The sequence below is a fragment of the Enterococcus sp. FSL R5-0957 genome (assembly GCF_038008005.1).
Taxonomy (GTDB): Bacteria; Bacillota; Bacilli; order Lactobacillales; family Enterococcaceae; genus Enterococcus_B; species Enterococcus_B faecium.
On sequence record NZ_JBBOYG010000001.1, the window covers coordinates 391,596 to 406,927 of the forward strand.

The 15,332-nt window shown below is 39.0% G+C and carries 12 protein-coding genes and 2 pseudogenes; 11 read left to right on the plus strand and 3 right to left on the minus strand.

Annotation, left to right across the window (positions count from 1 at the left end; all coding sequences use genetic code 11):
• The first annotated feature begins 97 nt into the window (after positions 1 to 97).
• From glpK to MKX69_RS01930, 5 genes are all read left to right on the plus strand, one after another.
• Positions 98 to 1,594, plus strand: a complete 1,497-nt coding sequence (glpK, locus tag MKX69_RS01910) for a glycerol kinase GlpK (protein ID WP_002294668.1) — start codon at positions 98 to 100, stop codon at positions 1,592 to 1,594.
• 13 nt (positions 1,595 to 1,607) lie between these two features.
• On the plus strand, positions 1,608 to 3,431 hold the full coding sequence (glpO, locus tag MKX69_RS01915; RefSeq protein WP_002317146.1) for a type 1 glycerol-3-phosphate oxidase: 1,824 nt from the start codon (positions 1,608 to 1,610) through the stop codon (positions 3,429 to 3,431).
• Positions 3,432 to 4,148 (plus strand): MIP/aquaporin family protein, encoded by a 717-nt coding sequence (locus MKX69_RS01920; protein WP_002292560.1) that lies wholly within the window; start codon positions 3,432 to 3,434, stop codon positions 4,146 to 4,148. It abuts the gene before it with no gap.
• A 305-nt stretch (positions 4,149 to 4,453) separates the two neighbouring features.
• Positions 4,454 to 6,382 (plus strand): endonuclease MutS2, encoded by a 1,929-nt coding sequence (locus MKX69_RS01925; protein ID WP_131774615.1) that lies wholly within the window; start codon positions 4,454 to 4,456, stop codon positions 6,380 to 6,382.
• A gap of 125 nt (positions 6,383 to 6,507) precedes the next feature.
• Complete coding sequence (locus MKX69_RS01930) at positions 6,508 to 7,062, plus strand: CDP-alcohol phosphatidyltransferase family protein (RefSeq protein ID WP_002294657.1); 555 nt, start codon at positions 6,508 to 6,510, stop codon at positions 7,060 to 7,062.
• Positions 7,063 to 7,547: 485 nt separating this feature from the next.
• On the opposite strand, the gene MKX69_RS01935 is transcribed toward MKX69_RS01930, so the two are convergent.
• Together MKX69_RS01935 and MKX69_RS01940 are read right to left on the minus strand one after the other, a co-directional pair.
• Entirely contained in the window at positions 7,548 to 7,862 is a 315-nt protein-coding gene (locus MKX69_RS01935; protein ID WP_002321527.1) for a DsrE family protein, read from the minus strand.
• A 13-nt stretch (positions 7,863 to 7,875) separates the two neighbouring features.
• Complete coding sequence (locus tag MKX69_RS01940; RefSeq protein WP_002294653.1) at positions 7,876 to 8,136, minus strand: metal-sensitive transcriptional regulator; 261 nt, start codon at positions 8,134 to 8,136, stop codon at positions 7,876 to 7,878.
• A gap of 169 nt (positions 8,137 to 8,305) precedes the next feature.
• Here MKX69_RS01940 and MKX69_RS01945 point away from each other — a divergent pair, with 169 nt between their 5' ends.
• The 6 genes and pseudogenes from MKX69_RS01945 (at position 8,306) to MKX69_RS01970 (ending at position 14,825) form a co-directional block, all read left to right on the plus strand.
• Positions 8,306 to 8,620: a rhodanese-like domain-containing protein gene (locus MKX69_RS01945; RefSeq protein ID WP_002294651.1), complete on the plus strand. Its 315-nt coding sequence runs from the start codon at positions 8,306 to 8,308 to the stop codon at positions 8,618 to 8,620.
• 1 nt (position 8,621) lies between these two features.
• Positions 8,622 to 10,277, plus strand: a complete 1,656-nt coding sequence (locus MKX69_RS01950; RefSeq protein ID WP_114635004.1) for an FAD-dependent oxidoreductase — start codon at positions 8,622 to 8,624, stop codon at positions 10,275 to 10,277.
• Between the two features lie 82 nt (positions 10,278 to 10,359).
• Positions 10,360 to 12,494, plus strand: a pseudogene (locus MKX69_RS01955) (HelD family protein).
• A 174-nt stretch (positions 12,495 to 12,668) separates the two neighbouring features.
• Complete coding sequence (locus tag MKX69_RS01960) at positions 12,669 to 13,178, plus strand: hypothetical protein (RefSeq protein ID WP_002327492.1); 510 nt, start codon at positions 12,669 to 12,671, stop codon at positions 13,176 to 13,178.
• 80 nt (positions 13,179 to 13,258) lie between these two features.
• Positions 13,259 to 13,860, plus strand: a pseudogene (locus MKX69_RS01965) (glycosyltransferase); the annotation flags it as partial.
• A 107-nt stretch (positions 13,861 to 13,967) separates the two neighbouring features.
• Entirely contained in the window at positions 13,968 to 14,825 is an 858-nt protein-coding gene (locus MKX69_RS01970) for an LPXTG cell wall anchor domain-containing protein (protein ID WP_002317153.1), read from the plus strand.
• Positions 14,826 to 14,936: 111 nt separating this feature from the next.
• Here the strand turns inward: MKX69_RS01970 and MKX69_RS01975 are convergent, their stop codons facing one another.
• Positions 14,937 to 15,257, minus strand: a complete 321-nt coding sequence (locus MKX69_RS01975; protein WP_002292575.1) for a putative heavy metal-binding protein — start codon at positions 15,255 to 15,257, stop codon at positions 14,937 to 14,939.
• Positions 15,258 to 15,332 lie beyond the last annotated feature (75 nt).

Sequence of the window (15,332 nt, forward strand, 5' to 3'; positions counted from 1 at the left end):
GAAAAAAAGAATAAAATTTTGACAGTTTCTTTTTTTAAAACAGTAGTATGATAAGAGTAGTTAAAGAAAGCGTTTGCATATAATGGAGGGAATCACAATGACAGAATCAACGTATATCATGGCGATTGACCAAGGTACAACTAGCTCACGAGCAATTATCTTTGACAAGAAAGGAAGACACATCGGCAGTTCTCAAAAAGAGTTCACGCAATATTTCCCGCAAGAAAGTTGGGTGGAACATGATGCAAATGAAATCTGGAATTCTGTACAGTCAGTTATTGCCGGAGCGTTCATCGAATCAGGGATCAAACCAAATCAGATTGCTGGGATTGGCATAACGAACCAGCGTGAAACAACAGTAATATGGGAAAAAGATACAGGACGTCCAATCTATCATGCAGTTGTTTGGCAATCCAGACAGTCAGCTGGAATTGCAGATAACTTAAAAAATGAAGGCTATCAAGAATTTTTCCACGAAAAAACAGGGTTAGTGATCGATGCCTATTTCTCAGCAACGAAGATACGCTGGATTCTTGATCATGTAGAAGGCGCGCAAGAACGAGCTGAAAAAGGCGAATTGATGTTTGGAACGATCGATTCTTGGTTAGTATGGAAACTAACTGATGGGCAAGCGCACGTTACTGATTACTCGAATGCCAGCCGGACGATGTTGTTCAATATCCATCAGCTAGATTGGGATCAGGAGATTTTAGATTTACTAAATATTCCTCGAGTGATGTTACCAAAAGTCACTTCTAACTCAGAAGTTTATGGTTATACGCAAGGTTATCATTTTTATGGAAGCGAAGCACCAATTTCAGGGATGGCAGGAGACCAGCAAGCCGCATTATTCGGACAAATGGCATTCGAACCAGGCATGGTCAAGAATACTTATGGTACAGGTTCATTTATTGTCATGAATACCGGTGAAAAACCGCAATTATCCAAAAATAATTTATTGACGACAATTGGTTACGGCATAAATGGAAAGGTTTACTATGCTTTAGAAGGAAGTATTTTTGTGGCTGGTTCTTCGATTCAATGGCTGAGAGATGGACTTCAAATGTTGCAAAAAGCTAGCGATTCAGAAGACGCAGCGAAACGCTCTACAAGCGAAGATGAGGTCTATGTTGTTCCTGCATTTGTTGGACTGGGTGCTCCTTATTGGGATCAGGCAGCACGAGGGGCTATGTTTGGTTTGACACGTGGAACGACAAAAGAAGATATCATTAAAGCTACTTTGCAGTCGATTGCCTATCAAGTGAGAGATATCATCGATACGATGCAAGATGACACTGGAATCAAGATTCCTGTATTGAAAGTAGATGGCGGTGCAGCAAACAATGAATATCTGATGCAATTCCAAACAGATATCTTGAATGTACCGATCCAACGAGCAGAAAACTTGGAAACAACGGCGCTAGGGGCAGCATTTTTAGCAGGATTAGCTGTCGGTTATTGGAAAGATACAGACGAGATCCGCGAATTTTATGAAGCTGGCAAGCTATTTGAAGTTCAAATGGAGGAAGAGCGCCGAGAAAAACTTTACAACGGTTGGAAAAAAGCAGTAAAAGCTACCCAAGCATTTGAATAAGGAGGAAATCCATATGTTTTCAAACAAGACAAGACAAGATAGCATTCAAAAAATGCAGCAAGAAGAATTGGATCTGTTGATCATCGGTGGCGGAATCACTGGTGCCGGTGTGGCAGTCCAGTCAGCAGCATCAGGAATCAAAACAGGATTGATCGAAATGCAGGATTTTGCAGAAGGGACTTCCTCTCGCTCGACCAAACTTGTTCATGGCGGTATTCGTTATCTGAAGACATTTGATGTGGAAGTAGTAGCTGACACAGTTGGTGAACGTGCAGTCGTACAAAGTATTGCCCCACACATCCCAAAACCAGATCCAATGCTTTTGCCAATCTATGAGGGAGAAGGAGCAACAACCTTCAATATGTTCTCGGTCAAAGTAGCAATGGACCTTTATGACAAATTGGCAAATGTGACAGGAACCAAATATGAGAATTATACGCTGACACCAGAAGAAGTATTGGAAAGAGAACCGTTTTTGAAAAAAGAAGGGCTAAAAGGCGCGGGTGTCTATCTAGATTTCCGCAACAATGATGCCCGTTTAGTGATTGATAATATCAAAAAGGCTGCCGAAGATGGGGCTTATCTAGTAAGTAAAATGAAAGCGGTTGGCTTTTTATATGATGGCGATCAAATCGTTGGCGTCAAAGCTCGTGACCTGCTGACAGATGAAGTGATCGAAATCAAAGCAAAATTAGTGATCAATACGAGTGGTCCTTGGGTAGATAAAGTACGAAACTTGAATTTTACGCGTCCAGTCTCTCCTAAAATGCGTCCAACTAAAGGGATCCATTTAGTTGTAGATGCGAAAAAACTGCCTGTACCGCAACCCACATACTTCGATACAGGAAAGCAAGATGGGCGGATGGTTTTTGCTATTCCAAGAGAAAACAAGACTTATTTTGGTACGACAGATACGGATTACCAAGGAGATTTTACGGATCCGAAAGTCACACAAGAAGATGTAGATTATCTATTGGATGTGATCAATCATCGCTATCCAGAAGCAAATATCACATTGAAAGATATCGAAGCAAGCTGGGCAGGACTTCGTCCACTGTTGATTGGTAATTCTGGTTCTGATTACAATGGTGGAGATAATGGATCGATTTCAGACAAGAGCTTCAATAAAGTTGTCGATACAGTAAGTGAATATAAGGAAAACAAAGTTTCTCGTGCTGAAGTAGAAGACGTGCTGAACCATTTGGAAAACAGCCGTGATGAAAAAGCACCTTCTACGATTTCCAGAGGTAGTTCTTTAGAAAGAGAACCAGATGGTTTGCTGACTTTATCTGGCGGGAAAATCACCGATTACCGTAAGATGGCAGAAGGAGCTTTGCGATTGATCCGTCAGCTGTTAAAAGAAGAATACGGAATAGAGACGAAAGAAATCGACTCTAAAAAATATCAGATTTCAGGTGGAAACTTCGATCCAACTAAATTAGAAGAAACAGTGACAGAATTGGCAAAAGAAGGAGTAGCAGCCGGCTTAGAGGAAGAAGACGCTACTTATATCGCTGATTTTTACGGGACTAATGCCCGACGTATCTTTGAATTAGCAAAAGAAATGGCACCTTATCCTGGTTTGAGTCGTGCTGAGTCAGCTCGGTTACGTTATGGATTAGAAGAAGAAATGGTTTTGGCCCCAGGCGATTATCTCATTCGTCGTACAAATCATCTGTTGTTTGAACGAGATCAGCTTGATGAGATCAAGCAACCTGTGATCGATGCAATTGCTGGGTATTTTGGGTGGACAGAAGAGGAGAAGGCGCAACAGACTAAACGTTTAGAAGCATTGATTGCAGAATCAGATCTGCGGGAACTAAAGGGGGAGAAATAAATGAACAGTGATATGACTCAAATCATGGGGGAGTTTATTGGGACACTGATCCTAGTTTTGCTTGGAGATGGTGTGTGTGCGGCTGTGAATTTAAACAAAAGTAAAGCACAGGCTTCTGGCTGGATTGTCATCGCATTTGGTTGGGGACTCGCTGTAACAATGGCTGTCTATATTTCTGGATTCATGGGCCCAGCTCATTTGAATCCTGCAGTCTCTCTAGCTATGGCGATGACAGGGGCAATTAGTTGGAATCTTGTCGTTCCTTTCATCATTGCGCAAGTTTTAGGAGCTTTTGCAGGGGCCATTCTTGTTTGGCTTTCTTATTTGCCACATTGGAATGCAACGAAAGATGAAAGTGCGATTTTAGGCACGTTTGCAACAGGTCCTGCTATACGGAATTATCCAGCAAATGTGATAACAGAATTAATTGGTACATTTGTATTAGTTCTTGGGTTGCTAGCTTTTGGACAAAACGAATTTGCACCTGGAACGAACGTATTCGCTGTAGGTGGATTAATCTTGGCAATCGGTCTTTCATTAGGAGGGCCAACAGGATATGCAATCAACCCTGCTCGGGACTTTGGTCCTCGATTAGCTCATGCGGTATTGCCAATAGCTAATAAAGGTACTTCAGATTGGGCATATTCATGGGTACCAATTGCAGGGCCAATGATTGGAGCAATTATCGCTGTAGGTGTCTATTCATTAATGGTGTAAATCTATAAAACATACTAAAGTTTGACAACCAAAATGTGTCTTGCTATAGTTAAGTGGAAAATAAATAAGACCTAGAAGAATGGGGTATGTTTTGTGAGTGTAGCTGGTATCTAATCAGTAAGTCGAATAGCCAATAAACAAAGTTTATTTGGTGTGCTTATGAAACGGTACCTGTCAGGAAAACAATATCTTTGTATTCTAATAAGGATAGGACATGACTTTTTTAAGCTGTGTTCTATCCTTTTATTTATCTCTAGGCCCTTATTTATTTTGTGATAGGTATCTCTTCAAGAAAAGGAGAGAGTATGAACAACGAAATGATTAGTCAATTACAATTTGATCGGATCAAAAAGGAAATTCAAGCAAGAGCAATTGGAAACTATAGCAAAAAACGAATCAGCGATATGACGGTCTCGACAAACCTACAAACTGTCTTGGATCGTCAAGAAGAAACAAGAGAAGCACGCTTGATCTTAGAAAGCAGTCAGCATGTTCCATTTATGGGGTTGCCGAGGATCGATGCACTGACAGAACAAGTCAAAAAAGGGTTGATTCTGCAGCCAACCGATTTGATCGAATATGCGGATTTTCTTAGAAGCAGTCGGATGATCACAAAGTTTTTTGATAAGAATCAATACCAGACATCCTTGTTGTTTGCTTATAGCAAACATCTTCCTGATTTGATAAATGTAGAAGAGTTGATTGACCAGAAAATAAAAAATAATAAAGTCAGTGACGACGCGTCACGTAATTTGCGTAAAGTACGCAAACAATTGCAACTAATCGAAAAAGAAATCCAGTCAAAATTGCTGAAATTCTTGCGTCATCCGAAAAACAAAGAAATGATCCAAGAAGCAATGATTGTTCAAAAAGGCGAATACTATACGATTCCTATCAAAGCCAGCTATAAAAATAAAATAGATGGAACGATTATCGATGAATCAAATAAAAGAACGACGGTTTTTATTGAACCAACTGTGATTTCTAAATTGAATGAACGCTATCAGTTGTTAAAAGCTGAAGAAATCAGTGAAGAATATCAAGTCCTGGCGGCATTAACTGGTGCTATCGCAGAAAACGAAGAAGTGATCGATTTATTGATCGAAACGATCACGGTGTTAGATATCATCTTTGCTCGGGCAAAAGTTAGCCGAGAAATCAATGGAATCACACCTAGAATCAATAAATCAGAACATATCATTATCAAGCAAGGCAGACATCCATTTTTACCTGAGCATGCGGTACCATTGGATGTTGAAATCGGTAAAGACTATCGAGGCTTGATTATCACCGGAGCAAATGCCGGAGGCAAAACAGTCGTGTTGAAGACGGTCGGTTTATTGACTTTGATGGCGATGTTCGGTATGCAAGTTCCGGCAAAAGAAGGGACAGAGCTTGCTGTCTTTGATGAGATTTTCGTCGATGTCGGTGACCACCAAAATTTAGAAAATGCGTTGAGTACATTTTCTGGTCATATGCAAAACATCGCTGCTATTTTGAAAAAGATAAAAAGGAATACGTTGGTACTTTTAGATGAGATTGGCAGTGGAACAGAGCCAAATGAAGGGGCTGCACTAGCGATCGCAATCATGGAATCTATATATGAGCAAGGGGCATTGATCATTGCCACGACCCATTATGGAGAAATCAAGAAATTCGCCGGAGATCATGAAGATTTTGTGCCGGCTGCTATGGCTTTCGATCGGGAAGCACTTCGTCCTAAATATCAGTTGCGGGTTGGAGAAACAGGAGAAAGCCAAGCTTTGTGGATTGCTCATAAAATGGATATGTCGATGAAATTGATCCATCAAGCAGAGCGTTACTTGGCGGAAAAAGCCTATCGGACACAGAAAAAAGAATTTCTTCCTAAGACAGCTGTTACAAATAGGAAGGACAATAAAAAAGAACGCCAGCTCTTTGCAAAAGGTGATCGGATATTTGTCAATGAATACCAAAAAGAAGCGTTAGTTTATGAAGATATAGGTGAAGATACGATTGATGTATATTTAGGCAAAAAAATAATCCACGTGCCTCGTCAGCGTGTTCGTCTGGTGCGTTCAGCAGAAGATCTGTACCCGACAGGTTACGATTTAGACAGTCTGTTTATCGATTATAAAACACGTAAACGGCAGCGTGACCTAGAGCGAGGATCAAAAAAAGCTCATAAAGTACTAGTAAAAGAAATGCGCAAACGACAGGAAGAAAGAAGAGTAAACGATGAAAACAGCAAGTGATTATCTCAAATTAGCTCATAATATCAGTGGCTGTAAAGAAAAATAAAAACAGTGAAATCATTGGTTTTATTCCCCGTGTAAGCTAAAATAAAAAGAAAAGAGTGCTGAGGAGGTGGGGCGATAAAATGAAATTAAGCACAGACTGGCGTAAAGAAATACAAACGATTCCGAATCTTTTATCGATATTCCGTATTTTTTTGCTGCCAATTTATCTTTATTTTGTGCTGAGACAGTCATTTTATATAGCAGGAGCGGTCATTGTTGTCTCAGGTTTGTCTGATTATCTAGACGGGGTCATTGCTCGGAGATATAATCAGGTAACAGACTTAGGGAAGGTGCTTGATCCGTTTGCAGATAAATTGACACAACTTTTTCTGATTTTGTCTATGGCATGGTATCGACCGTGGCTTTGGCTGTTGTTTGGTCTATTCTTGATAAAAGAAGGCTTTATGTTTGTAGCTGGATTAATCGGGCTATCTAAAAATATCAAATTAAGTGGAGCGAAGTGGTATGGCAAAGTAGCGACTGCTGTCATCTATGTTGGCATGATCCTTTTGCTGCTTTTCCCAGAATTACCAACGCTGTGGGTGAGAGTCATTTTTGCCGTCATCACTTACGGTCTTTTACAATCTTTTGTCTTGTATGCTGTCGAGTACCGAAAGATGTTTCAAAGAAAATAAAAAAGGGGTGTGACCTATGTCGCATTCCTTTTTTTGATAAATAGACTCCCAGTAGCTACTTCTCGATAATAAGCCAACCAAACCAAAAACAGGAGAAGTTGTTTTTGAAATTATTTCTTGTGATTCGGAGTTAAATGGTAGGCTCACAACCTCTGGATAAACGGTATTCAAAAGCCAGTTTCTCGGTATTAAGCCAAATTTATGCAAAAATGTAGAAAGCCATTTTCACAAAATTTTTCTTAATACTCGAAACTAAGCGACTTTTTCACAATCTCTTCCTTAAACGGTGTTCAAAAGCTTGCATCTGCGGTAATAAGCCCAACCAAACGAAAAATATGAGAAGCTATTTTTGTTTGGCTGTTCTTATTACTTGATGCAGGACAGCGTTTTCGCAACCTTTGATTCACGGTTTTCCAGAAGTAGCTTCTTCGAAAAATAAGCCGAAATTTCTTGAAGCTGATCACTTCTGTCGCAACCTCTACTGACTAAGGCTTGATATAAGCATAACCTTGGGATTGCAGTTCAACTAAATCAAGGACACCTGCTGGTACAACGATTACTTGTTCAGGTAAAGAACTTTCTGAAATATGATTAGCACGCATAGCATTGGCGCAAGCGTGAAAAACGACTCCTTGCAAATCTAAGAATTCTGCATTGGCAGAGTCTAGATAACCGGTAATCGCGATGCCATTTACAGATACGACAATCGTCGTTTCTGGAGAAGCTTTTATCAGGTTTTTTACGTTTTTCCCTGTTTCTGACCATTTTTCTAATTCATCAATATGGAAAACGACTTTCATTGAAATCATTCCTTTACTTTTTAATAATCATCTTGATCGCTTGTTCTAGTTTAGCCGCTTGTTCTTCTGGATTACTATCAGGTTTCTCAAAGCAATTTTTCAGATTATCTGCAACGATCATGCCCATTACGCGATCAATACTAGAACGAACAGCGCTTAATTGAGTGATGACATCCATACATTCTTTTTCGTCTTCGATCATTTTTTGGATACCACGAATTTGTCCCTCTGTACGTTTCAAACGGTTCAGGATATTTTTATTATCAATCTCCATAACACATTCTCCTCTGTTTTTATAATTAGATAATACCCCTTATCGGTATTTTATGCAAATATAAAAAGTAGTGAAAAAAATGAAGAGTCATTCTGGTTGACATATTAATAAAGCTCCTGTTTAATATACCCCACGAGGTATTTATAAAAATGTAAATGAGGTGCAGAAAATGAATTTGCTATTTCAATCAATAAAATCGATAACAGTCCCAGAATTAAAGGAAAAGCTTTTGGAAAATCCAGCGTTACTTGATGTTAGAACACCTGCAGAATACCGGGGTGGGCATATAAAAGGAGCTAAAAATGTTCCGTTACAAAGTATAAACAGATATGATGGAGACAAAGAAAAGACCGTCTATGTGATTTGTCAATCAGGGATGAGGAGTAAACAAGCAGCTAAAGAATTAAAGAAATCTGGTTATGATGTAGTGAATGTACGTGGTGGCATGAATCAATGGTTTGATCGAACAGTAGGAGGGAAATAAGATGAAAATCGTTATTGTCGGAGGTGTAGCAGGTGGAATGTCTGCTGCTACACGGCTTCGCCGATTAATGGAAGATGCAGAAATCGTTGTTTTTGAAAAAGGACCGTATGTTTCTTTTGCAAATTGCGGCTTGCCTTATTATCTTTCGGGAGAAATCAGTGAACGGGAAAATCTTCTTGTCCAATCGCCAGAATCATTATCCGCTCGTTTTTGTTTAGATGTGCGTCCAAATCATGAAGTGACAGCCATCTTTCCCGAAAACAAAACGGTAGAAGTCGTACATGAGGGTCAAAAACACATTGAACAGTACGATGCATTGGTTTTATCTCCTGGTGCAAAACCAGTTGTTCCATCGATTCCAGGGATAACAGAAGCCGACAATGTTTTTTCTATTAGAAATGTACCAGATATCGATAAAGTGATGCATGCATTAGAAAAACAGCCAAAGCGTGCCGTGATCGTTGGTGCAGGATTCATCGGATTGGAAATGGCAGAAAACCTAAAAAGAAGAGGTTTAGAAGTCATGGTGATCGAACAAGCACCACATATTCTTCCGACACTGGATGAAGAAATGGCAGCTTTTATAGAAAAAGAATTGTCTCATCAAGGAGTAGAAGTGATTACTTCTCATGCTGTCGCTGGATTTGAAGACCACGGGAAACGATTGCGACTGGATGATGGGCGTACCATCCCTGCTGATTTAGTTATTTTATCCATTGGTGTTCGTCCTGATAACCAGCTAGCAGTGACTGCTGGAATCGAATTAGGTATACGCGGGGGTATCCTAGTAGACGAACGATATCAAACGAATATTCCTGATATTTATGCGGTGGGGGATGCTATCGTTGTAAAACAGCAAATCACTGGAAAAGATGCACTTATTTCTCTTGCTTCACCAGCCAATCGTCAAGGTAGACAAGTTGCGGACACGATTTCCGGAATTTCTCGAAGAAATCAAGGCGGTATTGGAACAGCAATTATACGAACGTTTGGAATGACTGCCGCATCCACCGGATTAAGTGAAAGAACAGCCAAAGAAAACGAGCTGTCTTTTGAAGTCGTTCATGTGTCAGGAAAAGATCATGCAAGCTATTATCCAGAAGCAACAGATATTTTACTGAAGTTGATCTTCCATCCAGAGACTGGCGAGATTTATGGTGCACAAGGTGTTGGGGCAAAAGGTGTGGATAAACGGATCGATATTTTAGCAACAGCAATCAAAGGGCATTTGACGATCTTCGATTTACCGGAATTAGAATTGACGTATGCACCGCCATTTGGCTCAGCCAAAGATCCAGTAAACATGCTAGGATATGCAGCAATGAATATTGCAGAAGGGCTTAGTGAAACCGTACAATGGCATGAATTGCCGACAGAATTAGCAAAAGGAAAAATTTTATTAGATGTGCGAACAGCAGAAGAATTGGAAAAAGGCAAATTCAAGGAAGCCAAACATATCCCTTTGAATGAACTTCGGGACCGATTAGATGAATTAGACAGCCAGCAAGAATATATCGTCATCTGTCATAGTGGACTACGTAGCTATCTAGCGGAAAGAATCTTGAAGCAGTCTGGCTACCACGTAAAAAACCTTGATGGTGCATTTTCTTTATATCAAACTGTCCGACCAGAAGAACTGATATATCCTAACAAATAATACTCGTTAAAAAGCTTGCATTCGACTCTTAAAAGAGGTAGACTGATCGGTTCCACCACTTTAAAAAAAGAGGAGAATGTGTATGGTCAACACACAAAAGCAGTTAGAAGAAGCATATCTGAAGAACGTGTATCAAAAGCTAATCGATAAAAGAAACGAACTGTGGGAATCGATGGATACGGCAAAAATAGAAGGAAACCAGTCGCTGAAAGAAATGGCTGGCGATCTTCGATTGAATTTTGACAGTTATTTAGATAATTTGGATACTTTTTCGATGATTGAAATGAAAAATAGAGAAATCGATCAGATGAATATCAAACAGAAAAACGCAGAAAATCAGCTGGCAAAGATCGAACGTTTGTTGAAAAGTCCCTACTTTGGAAAAGTCATTGTAGATTTTCTAGATAATGAGCCACAAGAATCCTTTTATATTGGTACAGCAAATTTCACAGATGATGCAGATGAGAATCTTGTTTATGATTGGCGATCGCCAATTGCCGAACTTTTTTACAATAACATGATTGGTCCATCTTCTTATACGGTTCGTCAAAATAAAATCGATACGGTTATTAAAGAAAGACGACAATTTCTTTTGGAAAGAGATCGTTTGGTCAAGTTTTTTGATACGTCTGTAGCTATTCAAGATGACGTATTATTAGAAGTCTTAGGCCAAGATGAGACCAATGAAATGAAGGCTATCACAGCTACGATCCAATCGGAACAAAACACAATCATTCGGGATGTGAAAAGTCAAAATATCTTGGTAAATGGCGTAGCAGGAAGTGGTAAAACCTCTGCTATCATGCAGCGTATTGCGTATCTGCTCTATTTATATCGAGATACGATGACATCTGATGACTTGCTGATTCTATCACCTAATCATCGGTTTATCGACTATATTTCGAATGTCCTACCATCATTAGGTGAAAGAAATCCACTGAATCTAACCATCATGCAGCTGGTTTCACAGCTTTCAGCAGAGGAAATAGAAGGTGAAGAGGCTTATTTCAAACATATCACGGGAGAAAATGTATCGGAGCAGACAGAACGTTTGCGTAGCAAAAAGTTTATCGATAATCTAAAACAATCAGATCCTTTGTTTTTAGATCATCCGAATTTTATCCGTGGACTTACTAAAAATGGAAAAACAGTTCTTTCTAAAAAAACGATCGAAAAAATATATGAGAAAGTTCCTGCTCATCCTAAATTGATCGATAGGCTTCAAGCAACGAAAAAGGCACTGATGAGCGAATGGAAGAATCATCTTTTGAAACAAGCAAAAAGTCCTGCTGTGCAGAATCAGGTACTCTCGTTGACAGAAGATAGGCAGTTGGAATTATTCGGTAAATTGATTTCTGATGATTCGGAACAAAGTATTGCAGCTTATGCAAGGAAACTTTTACAAAAAAAATATCGAAAAATAACCAGACAAATCGAAGAAATGGCATGGGTGGCTGAGCACCAGTTGTTTGAAAGAATTTATGAAAAGCGATATGGCTCAGCTTATGCTTGGCAACCCACACGTACTGTTGATGAAGCAGTCATTATATTAGCTATTCGTCATTTACTTGTTGAAAAGGTAAATGTACCAGCATTTCGCTATCTATTGATTGATGAAGTACAAGATTATACCCTGGCACAATTAGGTCTATTGATCGAATTATTTCCAAAAACTCACTTTACTTTAGTAGGTGACGAGAATCAGGCAATCTTTAATTCTTCCAATACTTTTGCTGATATTATGCGTTGTTTCGACGACTACCATCTGCCGATCCATCGGTATGATCTTAGAAATAGTTACCGTTCTAGCGGAGCAATCACAGAGCTTTTCAAAACCTATGCTGTGGATCAAGAGAAGTCGACATCGTATCGATCCGACCGCAAGGAAAAGAACCCGAATACCGCTCTTTTCGATCCTCTGAAGAATTGTTGAAAATACTAGCTGAGATTTTGGTTTCTCTAAAAGGAGAAAAAGCGGCAGTTATCACCCAAACAGAAGAGGAAACCCAAACGCTACAAGAATCGATTAAAAAAAATTCATATGGATTAGAAAACTGCCAAATCATTCCTTTGAGTCTAGCAAAAGGACTGGAATTTGATTATGTAATCTTATATCCATTTGAAAACGATGGAGATGAGCAAAGAAGACGCAGACAAATGTACACGGCGATATCTAGAGGAATGAAAAGCATTGTCGTATTGGAAAGAGCAACATAATTAAGAGATAAAAAATAAAAAGAACAACTGATAAAAAGAACAAAATATTTTTCATTTGCTGATGAGAAATGTTTTGTTCTTTTTCTTAGGAAAAATTTAGGAACACTTTATGTGAAAAGAAATGAAATGTATGGTAAACTCCTACGTCGTAACAAAAAAACGTGAGGTGAGGATATGAAAAAAGTAACAAGAGAAGAAGTTGCATCAATTTTGGTGAAAGATAAGTATTTTTCAAAAGGTAATTACTGGTTAAAGATTTGGCAAACGTTAGTGGCTCTTTTAGGATGGATGATCGTTGTTCTTCCTTTTATATGGGTGTTTTTCCCATTAACGAGACCAGAAAGAGCCAAGGATTTTTCCTTGTACGCTTTTTTATCAGAAAAGAAAATGCTGTATTTCTTAAACGGCTTTTTTGTATTGATTTTTTTCAGTTTCCTGATTACCTCATTTGTATTGACTAGGTGGAACAATCGAAATCTATACAAAAAAGTAAATAAATCTTTTGAATATGAAGATGAAGAATTGGAAAAAAGACAAGAATTACTTGAAGAAATGTATACGGAACGTTTTGGAACAAAAGAAGAGAGAGAAACGGTCCGTTTTTATTCTGTCTCCGCGGAGCAAAATCTAGATACGACATTCATTGCAGATTTGTATAAAGAAAATGGGGTGGAACTGAAATGATCTCAATCACCCATACAGGTAATTTATTCTTAGATACTTGTTTGTCTATTATGTATTTTTTTCTCGTTTCTTATCCGATTTTAGGCGGATTCAGACAAGATCGAGCGACAGAAGACATCAGTATTGCTTGGGATCATCAGTTAAATGATTGGGTATCTGTATTTGCTCCTGGGATCATCTTTTTCATGGAAGTACCTGTGACGTTGAAGATGCTATATCGACAAAGAAAACGTTGGGCAAAAGGTGGAACAGAAGTCTGGCTGACGAATTTCAAAAAAGTGATGCTCCATCCTTTTAAACATATTGGAAGAACGATCATCTTCATTGATCAAACATTGAGTATTGTCGGTCAATATTCTTTTGTATTTCCGTAGTTCTTTTTGCTGGATTAATCGGGCATTATGTATATCAAGGAAACTACGAACAGATTTATATTACTTTTACATTCAGTTTTGTGTTCATCTGCTTTGAAATGGTCGCAGGATTTTTCCAGTTGCTAGCTTCGCTGATTGTAGATGATCGACGAAGAAAATTGAAATACCTTCTTTTCGCACCACTATATATGCTTTTGTTCTGGATAGTGAACGCGATAACGATCGTGACGACTTTCATTCCAGCAGTCAAAACGATTTTAGGTTATGGAAGCGGGACATGGAAAAGCCCGGAACGTACAAAAAAATAAAAGATGCACCGTTTTTTAGACAAACAGCCTGTTGTGTTTATGGTTCTTCCAAACATTTTTGCTTATAATAAGAAATTAGTTAAAAAGTAGTAAGGATGGGAAAAGTGATGAAAAAAAGAATGAAGCCGTTAATCTGGCCAATTGCTGTTTCCAGTATTTTCTTATTGGGACAGACAGCTTTTGCGGAAACTTCTGAACCTGCTCAAACAGAACCTTCAACAACTATAAGCTCTTCTGATGCTGAAAAAGGTGCCTCGGAAACAGAAACGACTTCCAATGTACCGATAGATAATTCAGGAGAAACGATTTCATCTTCAGAAGATACATCAATAAATAGTTCTACCTCTTCTGACCAAATCGATCATTTGCAAGACTTGGAAAATAAAAGAAAAGAACTCGAAGAAGCATTAGAAGCTGCAAAAAACAAATTGAAAGAAGACCAAGCAGCAATCGATCAAGATTTAGCTGATCTTAAAAATAAAGTGGGAAATGACCGTGCACAACTTGAGAAAAAGCTTGCCGAAGCGAAAGCAAAAGCGGAAGCTGTCCAAACAGATCTTGACGGGAAGATCCAACAAGCAAAAGAATTCAATCAGCAATTAAATCAGGTTGCTCAAACAGCTTCTGGAAAGCTAAGTCAAACTCAAGCGGATATCATAGCGGCCAGTCAAGCAATCCACGGAAAGATCAGCGAAGCACAAACAGTTGCTAATGATTTTGAAGCAAAAAAAGCTGACATAGCAGCTAGTATCCAACGAATAAAAGATATTTTGCATTCGGCAGGAGAAAAATCAGTGACCTCTGGAAGCACGACAGAAACAGTTCAGCAAACGACAGAGCCATCCAAATCAACAAGTCAGACTTTGCCAAAAACAAATGAAAAAACAGCTTCTGTCAGTTATTCCTTAGCAGGGGCGGGTGTGTTAGTCGCAGCAGCTTACGGAATCATCCGCAAAAAGAAATAAAAAAGAGAGGATGGGAAGGTAGAGTACCTCGAAGTTAGACTGAAAAATCTAATTCTTGAGTGCCACTACATGTCCCATCTCTCTTTAGTTATTAAAACAGATGTCCCCTACTTATCTCGTGGAGACAGCTGTTCCACTACATGTGACCATCAGCATGCCATTGTCGCTGCCTAATACTTCATAGTCCATTTTTACGCCAATGATCGCATCAGCTCCTAATGCTTTTGCACGTTCGGCCATTTCCGCAAGGGCTTCTTCTCTTGCGCCCATTAGTTCATTTTCATAACTTTTTGAACGGCCGCCGAAGACGTTTCGCAAACCAGCCCCAAAATCTTTCAATACATTGATCCCAGTAATAACTTCACCAAAAACGATTCCTTTATAAGCTACTACGGTTTTTCCTTCCACACTATTCGTGGTTGTTGTAATCATTCGATCACTCCTCTCTTTAATAAAAGTATAACAAAGTTCAAGATGCGCAACACATATTTTCCCAAAATTAGGAAT